Source organism: Streptosporangium fragile, assembly GCF_039534445.1.
GTDB classification, from domain to species: Bacteria; Actinomycetota; Actinomycetes; order Streptosporangiales; family Streptosporangiaceae; genus Streptosporangium; species Streptosporangium fragile.
Genome location: NZ_BAAAVI010000073.1, coordinates 1 through 14,729, shown reverse-complemented (window position 1 = coordinate 14,729; position 14,729 = coordinate 1). Strand labels below are relative to the sequence as shown.

Annotated in this window: 16 protein-coding genes; 7 read left to right on the top strand and 9 right to left on the bottom strand. The window is 72.3% G+C overall.

The genetic code is table 11. The features are described from left to right. The 4 genes from ABD841_RS33440 to ABD841_RS33425 are packed head-to-tail and all read right to left on the bottom strand — an operon-like array spanning position 1 to position 5,233. Positions 1-1,341, bottom strand: a complete 1,341-nt coding sequence (locus ABD841_RS33440; protein WP_344980155.1) for an FAD-dependent oxidoreductase — start codon at positions 1,339-1,341, stop codon at positions 1-3. A gap of 52 nt (positions 1,342-1,393) precedes the next feature. Further along, positions 1,394-2,983, bottom strand: a complete 1,590-nt coding sequence (locus tag ABD841_RS33435; RefSeq protein ID WP_344980153.1) for an AMP-binding protein — start codon at positions 2,981-2,983, stop codon at positions 1,394-1,396. Between the two features lie 22 nt (positions 2,984-3,005). Continuing rightward, positions 3,006-4,169: a hypothetical protein gene (locus ABD841_RS33430; RefSeq protein ID WP_344980151.1), complete on the bottom strand. Its 1,164-nt coding sequence runs from the start codon at positions 4,167-4,169 to the stop codon at positions 3,006-3,008. Then, a complete protein-coding gene (locus ABD841_RS33425) occupies positions 4,166-5,233 on the bottom strand; it encodes an LLM class flavin-dependent oxidoreductase (protein WP_344980149.1) in 1,068 nt (355 codons plus the stop codon). The genes ABD841_RS33430 and ABD841_RS33425 overlap by 4 nt, the downstream gene beginning before the upstream one ends. A gap of 239 nt (positions 5,234-5,472) precedes the next feature. Between ABD841_RS33425 and ABD841_RS33420 the strand changes: the two genes are divergently transcribed. Beyond that, a complete protein-coding gene (locus ABD841_RS33420; protein WP_344980147.1) occupies positions 5,473-5,931 on the top strand; it encodes a hypothetical protein in 459 nt (152 codons plus the stop codon). A 200-nt stretch (positions 5,932-6,131) separates the two neighbouring features. Here ABD841_RS33420 and ABD841_RS33415 read toward each other — a convergent pair whose 3' ends face one another. Further along, complete coding sequence (locus ABD841_RS33415; RefSeq protein WP_344980145.1) at positions 6,132-7,115, bottom strand: acyl-CoA dehydrogenase family protein; 984 nt, start codon at positions 7,113-7,115, stop codon at positions 6,132-6,134. Between the two features lie 112 nt (positions 7,116-7,227). Between ABD841_RS33415 and ABD841_RS33410 the strand changes: the two genes are divergently transcribed. Together ABD841_RS33410 and ABD841_RS33405 are read left to right on the top strand one after the other, a co-directional pair. Continuing rightward, the gene (locus tag ABD841_RS33410) at positions 7,228-7,869 is read left to right on the top strand and encodes a hypothetical protein (protein WP_344980143.1); all 642 of its coding nucleotides are present in this window, start codon (positions 7,228-7,230) and stop codon (positions 7,867-7,869) included. Positions 7,870-7,945: 76 nt separating this feature from the next. Further along, positions 7,946-9,688 (top strand): proline--tRNA ligase, encoded by a 1,743-nt coding sequence (locus tag ABD841_RS33405; protein WP_344980141.1) that lies wholly within the window; start codon positions 7,946-7,948, stop codon positions 9,686-9,688. A gap of 270 nt (positions 9,689-9,958) precedes the next feature. On the opposite strand, the gene ABD841_RS33400 is transcribed toward ABD841_RS33405, so the two are convergent. The 4 genes from ABD841_RS33400 to ABD841_RS33385 all read right to left on the bottom strand — a co-directional run bounded on the left by ABD841_RS33400 (position 9,959) and on the right by ABD841_RS33385 (position 11,625). Continuing rightward, positions 9,959-10,165 (bottom strand): DUF4236 domain-containing protein, encoded by a 207-nt coding sequence (locus ABD841_RS33400; protein ID WP_344980139.1) that lies wholly within the window; start codon positions 10,163-10,165, stop codon positions 9,959-9,961. Positions 10,166-10,238: 73 nt separating this feature from the next. Continuing rightward, a complete protein-coding gene (locus ABD841_RS33395; RefSeq protein ID WP_344980137.1) occupies positions 10,239-10,433 on the bottom strand; it encodes a DUF4236 domain-containing protein in 195 nt (64 codons plus the stop codon). Between the two features lie 236 nt (positions 10,434-10,669). Continuing rightward, positions 10,670-11,125: a ferritin-like domain-containing protein gene (locus tag ABD841_RS33390; protein ID WP_344980135.1), complete on the bottom strand. Its 456-nt coding sequence runs from the start codon at positions 11,123-11,125 to the stop codon at positions 10,670-10,672. Then, complete coding sequence (locus ABD841_RS33385; RefSeq protein ID WP_344980133.1) at positions 11,122-11,625, bottom strand: hypothetical protein; 504 nt, start codon at positions 11,623-11,625, stop codon at positions 11,122-11,124. Before ABD841_RS33385 ends, ABD841_RS33390 begins: the two co-directional genes overlap by 4 nt. A 193-nt stretch (positions 11,626-11,818) precedes the next feature. Between ABD841_RS33385 and rimP the strand changes: the two genes are divergently transcribed. The 4 genes from rimP to ABD841_RS33365 all read left to right on the top strand — a co-directional run. Next, positions 11,819-12,319, top strand: coding sequence for a ribosome maturation factor RimP (rimP, locus tag ABD841_RS33380; RefSeq protein ID WP_344980131.1), 501 nt, complete (start codon positions 11,819-11,821; stop codon positions 12,317-12,319). A 24-nt stretch (positions 12,320-12,343) separates the two neighbouring features. Then, positions 12,344-13,339 (top strand): transcription termination factor NusA, encoded by a 996-nt coding sequence (gene nusA / locus ABD841_RS33375; protein ID WP_344980129.1) that lies wholly within the window; start codon positions 12,344-12,346, stop codon positions 13,337-13,339. Further along, positions 13,305-13,625 carry a YlxR family protein gene (locus ABD841_RS33370; protein ID WP_344980128.1) on the top strand — a complete coding sequence of 107 codons (321 nt, stop codon included), beginning with the start codon at positions 13,305-13,307 and terminating at the stop codon, positions 13,623-13,625. Before nusA ends, ABD841_RS33370 begins: the two co-directional genes overlap by 35 nt. Before the next feature lie 143 nt (positions 13,626-13,768). Continuing rightward, positions 13,769-14,729: translation initiation factor IF-2 N-terminal domain-containing protein (locus ABD841_RS33365; protein ID WP_344980127.1), on the top strand; the 961-nt coding region annotated here is incomplete at its 3' end.

Here is a 14,729-nt window from a genome sequence, read left to right as displayed (position 1 = left end):
TCACCGGCCGCAGGCGGTGAGCATGGCGGCCAGGCCGAGCAGCTTCACGCGCTCGCCGCGGTCGAGGGACTTGGCCAGCTCCGCCTCGGCCGCCTCGATGGACAGCCACTGCTCGTACGTGACGGGCGAGACGCCGCGGGCGGCGAGGAGGTCGTCCAGGTCCGCGTGGCGTACCGGCTCGCGGCCGGCGAGGTCGGCCAGGAGGGTGCGGACCGTCTCGGCGGCGTCGGACTTGTTGGTGCCGATCACGCCGGTCGGGCCGCGTTTCAGCCAGCCCGCGACGTACTCGCGGTCGCGGACCCGGCCCGCCTCGTTCGGCACCGTCATCGTCGACTCGGAGAAGGGCACGCCGGGCAGGGGCACGCTCCGGTAGCCGACCGAGCGCAGCACCATGCCGACCGGCAGGGTCTCGAACTCACCGGTGCCCGTGACCCGGCCCTCCACCAGCCGGGTGCGTTCGAGCTTGAGGGCCTCCACCCGCCCCTCGCCGAGGATCTCCACCGGCCGCATCCAGAACCGCACGTCCACCAGCCGGGGCCGGCCCGCCAGGCCGCGCGCGGCCCAGCTCTGCAGGACCTCCACGTTCCCCCGGACCTGCCGGGACGCCGCCGTGACGTCCGCCCGGCACTCCTCGCGCCGCACGCGCACGTCCGCGTTGGTCAGCTCGCCCAGCTCGCGCAGCTCCTTCAGGGTGAACTTGGCGTGCTCGGGGCCCCGGCGGCCGATCATGTGGATGGTCCTGACCCGGCTGGCCGCCAGCCGCCTCAGCACCTCCTCGGGCACGTCCGTGGCGCGCAGCTCCTCGGCGGTCTTGGCGAGGACGCGCACCACGTCGACCGCCACGTTGCCCACGCCGATCACCGCGACCTCGGAGCTGTCGAGGACGAAGCGGTCGGCGGGCACGTCGGGGTGGCCGCAGTACCAGTTGACGAAGTCGGTGGCGGCCACGCTGCCCGGGAGGTCCTCGCCGGGGATGCCCATCCGCCGGTCCACCATCGCGCCGGTGCAGTAGACCACGGCGTCGTAGCAGGCGAGCAGGTCGGCGGCGTCGACGTCCTTGCCGAACTCGACGCCGCCGAGGAACCGCACGTCCGGCAGTTCCAGCACCCCGCGCAGGTAGCCCGCGATCGACTTGATCGAGGTGTGGTCGGGGGCCACGCCGTAGCGCACCAGCCCGTACGGCGTCGGCAACCGCTCCAGCACGTCCACCGTGACGGGCCCGGTGGCCTGCTTCATCAGCGCCTCGGCCGTGTACAGCCCGGCAGGCCCCGATCCCACAACCGCGACTCGCAGTGACACGTCGCCTCCTCGGCGCTGGCTGTCGAGAAGGCGATTCTTCATCACCGCGCTCCACCCGGCCAGCCCTCACACCACCTATCATCGGGCAGTCCCCCTAGTGGGCCACCCGGGCCCGCAGGGCGCGTTTGTCGATCTTCCCGTTGGCGTTGGCGGGCAGAGCCTCCACCACGATCACCCGCCGGGGCGCCTTGTAGTTGGACATGTTGTCGCGAGCCCAAGCGATGATCTTCTCCGGGTCCACGGCGGCACCCGGCCTCGGCACCACGAACGCCCAGCCGACCTCGCCCAGCCTCGCGTCCGGCACCCCGATCACCGCGGCCTGGGCCAGCGATCCCTCCCGCAGCAGCAGCCCCTCCACCTCGGCGGGGGAGACGTTGAACCCCCCGCTGATGAACAGCTCCTTCTTGCGGTCCACGATCGACAGGTTGCCGCGGGGGTCGAGGGTGCCGACGTCACCGGTGTGCAGCCAGCCGTCCCTGATCACCTCGGCCGTCTTGTCCGGCTCGCCCCAGTAGCCGCGCATGACCCCGTACCCGCGGACGAGGACCTCCCCGCGCTCTCCTGCGGGGACGTCGAGACCGTCGTCGCCGACGATCCTGACCTCCATGCCGGGCACCGGGCGGCCGGCGCTGGAGGCGACCACCTCGACCGGATCGTCGGCCCTGGTCATGGCGACGACGGTGCCCTCCATCAGCCCGTACGCGTTGATCACGCGTTCCAGGCCGATCTGCTCCGTCAGCCTGCGGACCAGCTCCGGGGGGACGGAGGCCGCGCCGCAGATCGCCACGCGCAGCGCGTGGTCCCCGACGTCGGTCTCCTCCAGCAGCCGGTGGAACAGCGTCGGAGGGCCGGCGAGAATCGTGATCCGCCGGTCGCGGATCAGGGCGGCCAGGAGTTCCGGGCCGAACACCCGGATCGGCATCATCGTGGCCCGGCGCATCACCGAGGCCAGCAGGCCGGCGTTGAGCCCGAAGCCGTGTGAGAACGGCGCGATCACCGGGTAGCGGTCGCCGGGGCCGAGGGTGACGATCTCCGCCCAGTCCCGGTACCCGCGCAGGGTGGGGGCGTGCTCCAGCATCACGCCCTTGGGCGTCCCGGTCGTGCCCGAGGTGGACATGATCTCGCACAGGTCGTCCGGCCGTACCGCCCGCGCGCGGTCCTCGGCCTCGGCGTGGCCGATCCGGGATCCGGCCGAGAGCAGCTGCGAGGGCCGCAGCGACCCGGGGCGTTCCAGCTCTTCGGGCACGATCGAGTGCCGCAGGTCCGGCAGGCCCGCGAAGGGCAACCCCCGGGCGGGCCCGCCCGCCGTCTCGGCCAGCAGGTCGGCCAGGACCGTCCCGTCGTGGCCGTGTCCGGTGATCAGCACATTCGTCCCGGTCGAGCGGAGCACCCCGGCGGCCTCGACCCCCTTGAAACGGGACGAGAGCGGCACGAGGACCGCCCCGGCGTCCCAGACGCCGAACGCGCAGACCACCCAGTGGAGGTCGTTCGGTCCCCAGATCGCGACCCGGTCGCCCGCCCGCACACCCAGCGCGATCAGGCCTCTGGCGATGCCGCCGGCCCGGGTGCGCAGCTCGGCGAGGGTCAGCCGCACCGGGCCGTCGACCACGACGGTGTCGGAGGGATGCTCCTCGGCCAGGTCCCTGAGCATCCGGGGGATGGTCTGCCAGTCGGGTACTTCCATGCCGTCGCGCCTCCGATGAGGGTCAGCGGGCGATCGTCGTACGGTCCCTGCCCAGGTGGTGGCCGCGCGCGTCGTTCACCACGCCCGGAGCGCCGGACTCCGAGACCCGCTCGGAGATCTGCACGGCGATCGCGACCGGGGTGAGCGCCTTGAGCGACTGCTCGATGCGCGTCTTCCACATGGGGTTCCTGACGAGACTTTCCCGGTTGAACGTCACCGTCAAGACCGCCGCGTCGAGCGTGCCCTGCCGTGACACGCCCAGCTCCCAGCCGGAGACGCCGTCTATCTTGCCCAGCGCACGCTGGATCCGGTTCAGCGAGAGCCACACCCCGCGTACCAGCACGTGGTCGCCGACGGTGTGCTCGGGCGCCGGGATCGCGTCCCCGCCGGAGACACGGACGACCTGCCCGGTCCGCACCACCGACGCCGGATCGGCGCCGGCCACGACGATCTCGGCCGGGCCGGCGGCGTACGGCGGGGCGAGCAGCTCGTCCTTCTCCAGCGAGGCCAGCCGCACCGCGCCGGGGGCGAGCGGGGTGAGCGGCGCCGACTCCGAGGGCCGCCAGGCCAGCGGGGCCCCGGTGAGCGGTGAGGAGTACACCTCCGTCACCTTCGCCGCGAACTCCGCGGCCAGGTGCGACATCGTCCGCCGGGAGACGATCTCACCGGTCAGGACGACGTGCCGCAGACCCAGGTCCAGCGGGTCGAGCAGGAACTCCAGGTGCAGCCGGGCCAGCAGGTCCATGGCGCCGGTCGGGGTGATCACCAGGGTGGTCGCTCCCAGCGACTCCAGCGCGTGGTGCAGCCTGAGCCTGCCCCGCGGGCCGACCGAGGCGCCGGCCTGCGCCACCTCGGCCGCGGCCTGCGCCCACCGGGGCCCGGCCAGCTGGCCGTCGCCCGACAGGGCCGCCACGACCCGGTCGCGCCCGTCCACGCCGGCCGCGCGCAGCGCGGCGGCGCAGGAGGCGGTCAGCCCGGCCTCCTCGCCCGCGGGGACGACGCTGTCGCAGTCGGGGGAGACCAGCAGCAGGCCGGTCGCGGTGCGGCCCGCGGCCGCGAGGTCGTCCCGGGTCAGCCACGCCGACGGTGCCGCTCTCCCCGGTGCGGCGGAGCCGTCGTGCGAGGGGTCCGGCGCCGGGGGCGGGGCGTCCGCGCGGCCGGGGGCGGGCCCCGGACCGGTCGTCATTTGATCACCTCGGTCATGAACAGCCGCATCGAGTCGCAGACGTGCTCGTGCGCCAGCCCGCCCACCTGCGCCTGGAGGATCAGGTCGGTGGCTCCGGCCTCGGCGAGGCGGGCCACCGCCTTGCGTGAGCCCTCCACGTCGTCGATCACCACCATGTGGTGTTCGCGGAGGGTCGCCATGGCGTCCTCGGGGGGCATGCCGGCGGCGAGCTGGCCCAGGACCCTGTGGGTGGCGTGCCGGGCGTCGTAGTAGTCGGGCGGGGTGACCAGGTTGACCTGGCGCCGGATGTACCACAGGACCGGGTCGGCGGCGATCTCGAAGGCCCGCTCCCGGGTGGGCGCGACGAACCACGGGATCATCAGCGCGACCCGGCGGCTGTCCGGGTCGAAGCCGTTGTCGGCCAGGCACTGCCGGTATCCGGCGATGTCCTCGGCGACGTCGTCGATGCCCTTGAGCATCGTCATGCCGAGCAGGTTGTGGCCGTGCCTGGCGGCGGCGAGGTAGCCCTCCAGCGAGGTGGAGGCCACCCACACGGGCGGGTGCGGCACCTGGACCGGGCGGGGATAGACCGCGACGTCGGGGATCTCGAAGAACTCGTTGGAGCGGCTGACCGGCTCGCCGTCGGCGTTCCAGATGGCCAGGGTGGCCTCCAGGGAGTCCTCCCAGATCTGCCGCGATTTCTCGAAGGGCCGCTGGAAGGCCTGGTACTCCAGCGGGGAGGCGCCTCGCCCGGTGCCGAACTCCACCCGCCCGCCGGAGACGACATCGAGGGTGGCGACGCGCTCCGCCGTGCGGATGGGCGACTGGAACGGCAGCAGCACCACGCCCAGGCCCAGGTGGATCCGCTCGGTGCGCTGGGAGATGGCGGCGAGCACCAGGTCGGGGGCCGACGAGTGGGAGAAGCCCCGGGTGAAGTGGTGTTCGACGAACCAGGCGGTGTCGAAGCCCAGCCGGTCGCCGAGGACCACCTGGTCGATCACGTTGCGGAACGTCCGCTGTTCGACCTCGCGGGACCGTCCGCGGACCTCCAGCTCGTATCCCAGGCTGATCCGTAGGGACGCCATCCACGCCTCCGTTGTCTTCTCGTCCGGCCCCCGACCGAGGCTCTTCATTTAACCAAGCGCTCGCTTGGCGAGATTACCAGCCTGGTGGGACGGCAACAAGCCGACCGGGGACGGCCGGCGATGAAACTAGGACTTGCGGGGACAAGCCAGGCGGCTCACAGTTGGTTCTCGTGAGTTCAGGGGCGGAGAAGCGGCGAAAAGCGGGTGCGCGGCGCCCGAAAGATGGCACGCTCCCAGACATGAGGGGACCGCACCGGGCAGCTCGTCTCGGTCCGCCCGACGACGGCCAGCCGTCCTGCGGACGCCGCTACGAGGCGTTCGGGCGGGTGATGGCCGCGCTCGCGGGCGAGCCGGAGCTCATGGAGTCCTGCCGCGACCTGACCTGGCGGCGCGGCGCCGACCACAGCTGGCACATCGAGTGGCGCGACGGCCCCCAGGCGGCCGAGATCGCCGCGGTCCTCACCGCGCACGTGCCCGATCCCGCCTGTCCCGGGGCCCTGGTCACCCCCACCGGCCCCGTCACCGCCGGGACCGCCACCCTCGACGTCATGGGCGTGCTGTTCGTCCTGCGATCCGTCGACCCGATGTGCCGCGAGCGCTTCCGGGGCAGGCCGGGGCTGCGCCGCCTCAGCGAGGCGCTCGACACCACCCGCCGGACCACCTCCCGCCACCCCTGGGAGGTTCTCCTCGGCGGCTGACCTCGCTCGCCGGTGCACGGGCTCCCGGCTCGCCCATGACGTGCGGGGCGTTTCCGGCCCGCGACGCGTGGAACGTCCCGGCGCGCGGCGTGTGAGATGTCGCGGCATGCGAGTGTTGAGTGTTCCGGTGCGCGGCGTGTGAGACGCGCCGGTGTGCAATCTGTGTGTGGACTGTCCCTGCGCGTCCGGTGCCGCGGGGGTCACAGGCACGCGGCACCGGCCAGGCGGGCGCGGTGCGCCTGCGGGGGACCGAAGAGCTGGGCGTCCGCGGTGGCCCGCTTGAAGTACCGGTGGGCCGGATGCTCCCAGGTGATTCCGGTGCCGCCGTGGACCTGGATGTTCTCGCCCGCCGCCGCGAGGTAGGCCTCGGTGCAGTAGGAGCCCGCGATGGCCGCCCGGACGGCCAGCTCCCGCTCCGGCGCCCTCGCGGCGGCCAGGGCGGCCGAGCGGGCCGACTCGACCAGCAGGAGGATGTCGGCGAGCTTGTGCTTGACGGCCTGGAAGGAGCCGATCGGGCGGCCGAACTGGTGGCGCTCCTTCGCGTAGGCGACGGCCGCCTCCAGGCATCGGGCGGCGCCGCCCACCTGCTCGGCGGCCAGTGCCGCGACGCCCAGGTCGCGGACCCGGGCGTGGGCCGCTCCGTCGCCCAGCCGGGTGACCGGGACGCCGTCGAAGACGAGCTCGGCGAGCGGGCGGGTCTGGTCCAGGGTCGGCAGGCGCCTGCGGGCGGAGGGGACCGCCTCGACCAGCGCCCCGTCCACGAAGATCAGCACCAGTTCGCCGTCCAGCGCGTGGCGGGCGGTCCCGGTCAGCCGGTCGCCGGCCAGGACCAGCTCCGCGTCGCCGGGAAGGAGCACGGTCGCGGTGGCCGAGCCGTCGGCGAAGGCGGGCAGCAGCCGGGCCATGGCCGCCCGGTCCCCGGACGCCTTGACCGCCTCCACGGCCAGCACCGCGGTGGACAGGTAGGGGTGGGGTGACAGGACGCGGCCCAGCTCCTCGCAGACGACGGCCGTCTCCGCCATGCCGTAGCCCGCCCCGCCGTACTCCTCGGGCACCGCCAGACCGGCCACGCCCAGCTCACCGGCGAAGCGCCCCCAGGGGGCGTCCGGATGCCGGGCGAGAAAGGCGCGGACGGTCTCGCGCAGCTCCCGCTGATCTTCGGAAAGGCTCAGGGAAACACTCACGACCGCATACTAAACAAGCGATCGCTTGTTTAGTAATATTTGCGACATTTTATGTGTTATCGCAGGTCAGATATACTGCGCGTGGCCACGGGCAATGATGATCGGGGGATCAGTGGCTTTGATTGAGCCGAACTACACGCTTGACTTCGTGGAGGGAGATCGCCGGGACCGCGCGATTCTGCGGCACATGGTCCTGTCGCTCTTCGTCGGGATGACGCTGGGAGTCGTGGGCGCGCTGCTCGCCTACGGGCCCGAGCTGCTGTACGCCCTCTACGGCCCGTACGTGTACATCGTCTTCGTGGTCGTCGTGGGACGGACCGCGGCCGGATTCGGCTGGGCCGTGCTGGCCAGCGCGCTGGCCACCTTCGGGTCGACGATCTCGCTCATGGCCGCCACCATCTTCGCGTCGGAGACCGAATTCCCCGTTCTCGGCACCGACGGCGCCCAGGTGAACCTGACGATCGTCATCCTGGCCTCGATCGGGGTGCTCTCCTACCTCGCCAAGCGCGCGGACCTGGGGGGTGACTTCGCGGCCGGCGCGGCGGGCGGGCTCGCCGCGCTCGAAGCCGTCGACAGGTCGCTGCCCATAGGGCCGGGCCACGTGCCGGGATTCTGGCCGTGGGGCGCCCTCGCCGTTGCCGTGCTCGTGCTGGGCATGATCTTCACGCTCCGCCACGGCCTCGGCCGGGTCCGCGGCGCGCTGATCGCCCTGATCGTCGTGTCCTCCTATTTCGTGTTCGTCGCGGGACTGTGAGCGGCCGATGGCCGCCAAATGGCTTGCGGGAGTCGATAGCCTGTAGAGCATCGTTCCCTGCTAGCGAGGAGTAGCCGTGCTGCTGCGCATGTCGTCGTTGTTTCTTCGAACGCTGAGGGACGACCCGGCAGACGCGGAAGTCCCGAGCCACAAGCTGCTCGTCCGCGCCGGTTACGTCCGCCGCGTCGCGCCCGGGATCTACTCCTGGCTGCCGCTCGGCAAGACCGTCCTGGAGAACGTCACGCGCGTCATCCGCGAGGAGATGGACCGCATGGGCGGGCAGGAGGTGCTCTTCCCCGCGCTCCTGCCCCGCGAGTACTACGAGGCGACCGGCCGCTGGACGGAGTACGGCGACACGCTCTTCCGCCTCAAGGACCGCAAGGGCGCCGACTACCTGCTCGGCCCCACCCACGAGGAGATGTTCACCGACATGGTGAAGGGGGAGTACTCCTCCTACAAGGATTACCCGGTCACCCTCTACCAGATCCAAACGAAGTACCGCGACGAGGCCCGTCCCCGGGCCGGCATCCTGCGCGGCCGCGAGTTCGTCATGAAGGACTCCTACTCCTTCGACCTCGACGACGACGGTCTCAAGCGCTCCTACGAGCAGCACCGCGAGACCTACATCAAGATCTTCGATCGGCTCGGCATCTCCTACAAGATCTGCTTCGCCACCTCCGGCGCGATGGGCGGCTCGGCCTCCGAGGAGTTCCTCGCCCCCGCCGAGACCGGCGAGGACACCTTCGTGGCCTGCCACAACTGCGGGTACGCGGCCAATGCCGAGGCCGTCGTCACCCCCGCCCCGGAGGCGATCACCGGTGAGCGTCCCGCCATGCGGGTGCTCGACACGCCGAACACCCCGACCATCGAGACGCTGGTCAACCACGTCAACGAGCACCACGGCCTCGGCATCACCGCGGCCCAGACGCTCAAGAACGTCGTGGTCAAGGTGACCGTCCCCGGCTCCGGCAAGACCGAGACCCTGGTCGTCGGCGTGCCCGGAGACCGCGAGGTCGACTTCAAGCGGCTGGAGGCGTCCCTGGCCCCCGGCGAGCCCGCCATCTTCGAAGCCGAGGACTTCGCCAGGCACCCCGGCCTGGTCCGCGGCTACATCGGCCCCCAGGTGCTCAAGGACCTCGGCATCCGCTACCTCGTCGACCCGCGCGTGGTCGCCGGCACCGCCTGGGTGACCGGCGCAAACGAGCCCGGCAAGCACGCGGTCGACGTCGTCGCCGGTCGCGACTTCGTCCCGGACGGCACCGTCGAGGCCGCCGAGGTCCGCGCCGGTGATGCCTGCCCGGTCTGCGGCTCCGGCCTGTCCATCGACCGCGGCATCGAGATCGGCCATATCTTCCAGCTCGGCCGCAAGTACGCCGACGCCGCCAAGCTCGACGCCCTCGGCCCCGACGGCAAGCCGATCCGCATCACCATGGGCTCCTACGGCATCGGCGTCTCCCGCGCGGTGGCCGTGCTGGCCGAGCAGAGGCACGACGAGCTGGGCCTCGTCTGGCCTCGTGAGATCGCCCCGGCCGACGTGCACGTCGTCGGCACCGGCAAGGACGGCCAGATCGAGGCCGCGACCCGGATCGCCGAGGAGCTCCGGGCACGCGGGCTGCGCGTCCTGCTCGACGACCGCCCCGGCGTCTCGCCCGGAGTGAAGTTCAAGGACGCCGAGCTGCTCGGCATGCCCACCATCCTGATCGTCGGCCGCGGCCTCACCCAGGGCGTCGCCGAGCTGCGCGACCGGGCCACCGGCGTCAAGGAGGAGATCCCGATCGCCGAGGCCGTCGACCGCGTCACGGCGGCCTGCCACGCCTGACCCGCCGCGACGCCCGGGCGGACGCGCATCGAGGACGCGATCTGCCGGGGCGGACCGGATCCCCCGCCCGCGCGGCGCGGCCACGCAGGCGGGGAGAGAGCCGGGGCCGCCCGCCGCCGTGCCCGCGGAAGGCGCACAGCGGCCCCGTGAAGGCTCCGCGAGGCCCTCTGAAGGTCACGGAAGGGAGCGGCCCACCCCCGCGGGGTGGGCCGCTCCTCGTCGTTCTGGGGCGTCGTTCCGGGGCGCCGTACGCGTGCCGCCCGGGGCGTGTCAGTAGTGGTGGTGGTACCGGGAACGCTTGCCGATCGCCTTGCCCACGTGGAAACCGCCGGGCAGGGTGACGGTCACGTATTTGCGGCCGTCGGGGGTCCTGGTGATGTTGAAACGGCGGTTTCCGAAGCTGTGGCCGACCCCTCGCGGAGACAGGTCGACGCGGAAGGGGCCGATTTTGATCGACTTCCTGTATCCCCAGCCCATGGTCTTCTCCCCGAAAACTCGTGGTGTCTCATGAGAACGAACGCCGCCGGGGAACGGTTCCCGGGAAACGCCGTCAGCGGCGCGCGGTGCCGCCGAGCGTCTTGCGCCAGTGGAAACCGCCGGGCAGATTGACGCTCAGCGTGCGGCGCCCGTCGGCCGTCCTGGTGACCCGGAAAACGCGGTTGCCCCAGCTGTGACCCACTCCACCGCGCGAAAGATTGAGACGGAACGGACCGAACTTCATGGACTTCCGATATCCCCAGCCCATCGCTTCCTCCTTGGACGTATTCGCGGAGGTTCAGCTACCCGGCAGGTTCGCGGTAAACGTCACCGGAAGCGGTCCTGAACGGCGTCCGCGAATACGGAGAGCCCCATCGGGCGGGGCACCGCCGGGGCCGGCCGGCGCCGATCCCGGACGCTCGCCTCGCGTCGGGAAACGGATCCACCGTGAAAACCGATAAAGGCCGAAAAACGATCAGGAAATCGCCGGCGGCGGTCTCCCGGTCATTGTGAGACGGTCGGCGTCGGTGTCGGCGTGGGCCCGGGCGTCGCCCGGGGCATGCCGGGGAAGGCGTCGATCTCCGGGCGCAGCTCGTAGGAGCGGGCGGCGCACTCCTGCATGGCCAGCGCGGCCAGCCTGCGCACGGAGGTGTCCGCGGAGGCCGCCAGCTCCAGGTAGGCACCGGTCACCCCGCGCTCGACCAGCACGGCCAACTCCACCGCCTGGGCCGCGCTCGACGGCGTGACCGGCAGCGCGTAGGCCGCCGTCGGCTCGGCGGGCGTGCCACCCGCGGCGATGATCATTTCCCTGAGCCGGTCGCGCCGGGTGCGGTGGGCGTTGAACGCGGCCGTCGCCCTGGTGCGCAGCCTGCCCGTGGTCCTGGCCGCGATCACCCCGTACGCGTAGACGGCCGCGTGCTCGGCCGCCAGCGCCGTGTCGAGCCCGCCGACGGCCCTCAAAGCGACCTCGACAGGGCCAGGGCGTGCGCGGCTTCGCAGGCGCCGATGGAGGCGATCAGCTGGGCCAGCGCGGGGGAGGCCCCCGCCAGCTGGCGCGGGCGCAGCGCCGCGGCCCTGCGCTCCAGGTCCATCAGGCCGCGCACCGTCGGCCTGCGGCTCTCCGACGGCGACGGGGTGGGCGCGGGCGACGCGGAGGAGGCCGGTGCCGGAGCGGAGGACGAGGAAGCGGCCGTGGCGCCCGGCGGGAGGCGGCGGCGGAGCTCGGCCAGGTGCGCCTCGTGCCGCTGCTTGAAGGGCGTGAGCCGGTCCTCGCCCGCCGAGGCGTACAGGGCGATCGTCCGCTCCTTGCCCGCGATCAGCTCCTGGACGAGAACGGTCTCCGGGTCGGGCGGCTTGGCCGCGAGGCGCACCGGTTCCTCCTCGGCGCACCCCGTCAACGTCACGGTCGCCACCCCGAGTGCGCCGCCCCGCAACAGGGCGCGCCGGGAGACGGAACGCACGGACGACCTCCGGTTATGTGTCAGGCAGCTGGCGCACCTAGCATCGTACGGGCTTGGCATAATCGCACTCACCACGCTTCTCGGGCGGCGTCGCCACACCGAGTGGCGCTGTTTCTACGCCCTGGTGTGGATAGGCTGGTTATCCGCATGGGCGAGGTCCGCCCGGCTGAGATCGTGACAATAGGAGGTCGGCATGGGCAGCGCCACATCCCGCGACCGCCTGATGAAGCTTCTGGAACCCGTCGTCGGAGCCGAAGGGCTCGACTTGGAGGACGTCACGGTCACCCCCGCGGGTAAGCGGCGCCTGCTGCGCGTCGTGGTCGACCGTGACGGCGGGGTGAGCCTGGACGACGTCGCCCAGGTCAGCCATGCCGTCTCCGCCGCGCTGGACGCGGGCGACGCCATGGGCAACGCTCCATACGTGCTGGAGGTCTCCTCCCCCGGGGTCGACCGGCCGCTCACCGAGCCGCGCCACTGGCGCCGTGCCACGAAGAGGCTGGTCAAGGCCGACCTGCGGGACGGCACGACAGCGGAGGGGCGGATCGTCGCCACCGACGACGACGGCGTCGAGCTGGACGTCGACGGCGTGCGGCGCCGCATCGATTATCAGGACCTGACCCGAGGGCGGGTGCAGGTGGAGTTCCGCCGGTTCGATGACGCCGAAGACGACGGCGAAGACGGCGACGAGGGCTAAGGGGGGAGCCTCGTGGACATCGACATGAGCGTCCTGCGTAGCCTCGAACGGGAGAAGGACATCTCCTTCGACCTGGTCGTCAAGGCGATCGAGGACGCGCTACTGATCGCGTACTTCCGGAGCGAGGGCGCGGCCGCCAAGGCGCGGGCCGAGCTCGACCGCACCTCCGGGCACGTGACCATCTTCGCCGCCGAGGTCGATCCCGAGAGCGGCCAGGTGGTCCGGGAGTTCGACGACACCCCGGGCAACTTCAGCCGCATCGCCGCGACCACCGCCAAGCAGGTCATCCTGCAGCAGCTCCGCGACGCGGAGGACGAAATCAACTTCGGCGAGTTCGCCAGCCGCGAGGGTGAGCTGGTGGCGGGCGTCATCCAGCAGGGCAAGGACCCCCGGGTGGTCCTGGTCGACCTCGGCAAGATCGAGGCCGTGCTGCCCCACAGCGAGCAGGTCCCCGGCGAGGAGTACGTCCACGGCGACCGCATCCGCTGCTACGTGGTCCAGGTCAAGAAGGGGCACAAGGGTCCCTCGGTGACCCTGTCGCGCACCCACCCCGGCCTGGTGAAGAAGCTGTTCGCGCTGGAGGTCCCGGAGATCGCCGACGGCACCGTCGAGATCGCCGCGATCGCCCGCGAGGCCGGCCACCGCACCAAGCTCGCGGTCCGCTCGCGCCGGCCCGGCGTGAACGCCAAGGGCGCCTGCATCGGCCCGATGGGCTCACGGGTGCGCAACGTGATGGCCGAGCTGCACGGCGAGAAGATCGACATCATCGACTGGTCGGAGAACCCCGCGGAGTTCGTGGGGAATGCCCTGTCACCCGCGCGTGTTTCCCACGTAGAGGTGATCGACTACGAGGGTCGCGCCGCGCGCGTGACCGTGCCGGACTACCAGCTCTCCCTGGCCATCGGCAAGGAGGGGCAGAACGCCCGGCTGGCCAATCGCCTCACCGGCTGGCGCATCGACATCCGTCCGGACACCCAACAGGGGGATGCGGCCGGTTCCGCAGATGCGTCCACACGGTAAGCTGGAATATGGTGGCCAGGCTGCCCCACAAAGAACATGCGTGGGGTGCCGGGTTCGCACGGTTTCCTCCGAGCTGCTCCGCCTGGTGATGGTCGAGGGCGTCATCGTCCCCGACCTGCGACGACGGCTCCAGGGGCGTGGTGCTTCGCTGCACCCTTCCCTGAGCTGTCTCGAACTCGCAGAGCGTCGCCGAGCGTTTCCGCGCGCTTTCCGCGTCGCGGGACCGCTCGACCTGTCGCTCGTGCGGGGTCATCTGGAAGAGCTCTCGGCTGAAAGGATCGGGTGAAATGGTTACCGACTGTCATGTAGGACGCCGATTTGATGGGCTGGTCAGATAGCTATGAGCGCCTGATGAGCATGCGGCGATGAGTACATCAACGTAACGACGGTCCGGCGGCACCGCCTCCCGGGCCGAGACAAGGGAGTGCAGTGGCGAAGGTCCGGGTATACGAGCTCGCCAAGGAGTTCGGTGTGGAGAGCAAGGTCGTCATGGCCAAGCTCCAGGAGATGGGCGAGTTCGTGCGTTCGGCGTCCTCGACTATCGAAGCACCGGTAGTCCGCAGGCTCACGGAAGCTTTGGGCGGCCCCTCCAGGGGCTCGTCCGACAGGGGCAGAGGCCCCAGGCCGCCGCAGGCGGCCCCTCGGCCGGGTGACGGCCAGGCAGGCAACGGCGCTCCGACGCCGGCCTCCATCCCCAAGCCGGGCCCCAGGCCCGGCCCGCGTCCGGGCCCCGCTCCGGCGCGCCCCGCGGCCCCCGCGCCGCAGGCCCCGCCGGCCGCGGCCCAGCCGCAGCAGGTCCAGCCCCAGCAGCAGCCGCCGCGGCAGCCCTCGCCGGTGCAGCCGCCGCGCTTCGAGGCTCCCCGCACGGACGCCGGCCGCCCGGTCCCCGGTCCCAAGCCGGGCCCCAGGCCCGGCCCGCGTCCCGGCCCGGCGCCGCGCCCCGAGGCCCGTCCCAGCGGCGGTCCCGGAGCCCCCTCGGGCCCGCGTTCCGGCGCGGGCGCTCCCGGTGGAGGCGCTCCCAAGCCCGGTCCGCGCCCCGGCCCGCGTGGCCCGCGTCCCGGCAACAACCCGTTCTCGTCGAACGCCAGCGGCATGGGCCAGTCCCGTCCGCCGCGTCCGGGCGGTCCCGGCCGTGACGGCGGTCCCGGCGACCGTGGCCCGCGTCCCGGTCCCCGCGAGGACCGTGGTCCCCGCGACCAGAACCGTGACAGCGCGGGTCCCCGTCCGCCGGCCGGTCGTTCCGGCGCCGGTGCCGCCGGTCCGCGTCCCGGCCCGCCCCCGGGCGGTCCGCGCCCCGGCGGCGGCGCTCCGGGCGGTCCCCGTCCCGGCGGTCCGCGTCCCAGCCCGATGATGATGCCGCAGGGCCGTCCCGCCGCCCCCGGCGGCGGCG

What these genes read in the sequence shown, in the direction of transcription:
- ABD841_RS33400 (WP_344980139.1), bottom strand. Translation starts at nt 10,165, where the DNA reads ATGGGCTGGGGATACAGGAAGTCGATCAAAATCGGCCCCTTCCGCGTC.
- rimP (WP_344980131.1), top strand. Translation starts at nt 11,819, where the DNA reads ATGGGCAGCGCCACATCCCGCGACCGCCTGATGAAGCTTCTGGAACCC.
- ABD841_RS33430 (WP_344980151.1), bottom strand. Translation starts at nt 4,169, where the DNA reads ATGACGACCGGTCCGGGGCCCGCCCCCGGCCGCGCGGACGCCCCGCCC.
- ABD841_RS33370 (WP_344980128.1), top strand. Translation starts at nt 13,305, where the DNA reads ATGCGGCCGGTTCCGCAGATGCGTCCACACGGTAAGCTGGAATATGGT.
- ABD841_RS33395 (WP_344980137.1), bottom strand. Translation starts at nt 10,433, where the DNA reads ATGGGCTGGGGATATCGGAAGTCCATGAAGTTCGGTCCGTTCCGTCTC.
- ABD841_RS33420 (WP_344980147.1), top strand. Translation starts at nt 5,473, where the DNA reads ATGAGGGGACCGCACCGGGCAGCTCGTCTCGGTCCGCCCGACGACGGC.
- nusA (WP_344980129.1), top strand. Translation starts at nt 12,344, where the DNA reads ATGAGCGTCCTGCGTAGCCTCGAACGGGAGAAGGACATCTCCTTCGAC.
- ABD841_RS33440 (WP_344980155.1), bottom strand. Translation starts at nt 1,341, where the DNA reads ATGAAGAATCGCCTTCTCGACAGCCAGCGCCGAGGAGGCGACGTGTCA.
- ABD841_RS33435 (WP_344980153.1), bottom strand. Translation starts at nt 2,983, where the DNA reads ATGGAAGTACCCGACTGGCAGACCATCCCCCGGATGCTCAGGGACCTG.
- ABD841_RS33425 (WP_344980149.1), bottom strand. Translation starts at nt 5,233, where the DNA reads ATGGCGTCCCTACGGATCAGCCTGGGATACGAGCTGGAGGTCCGCGGA.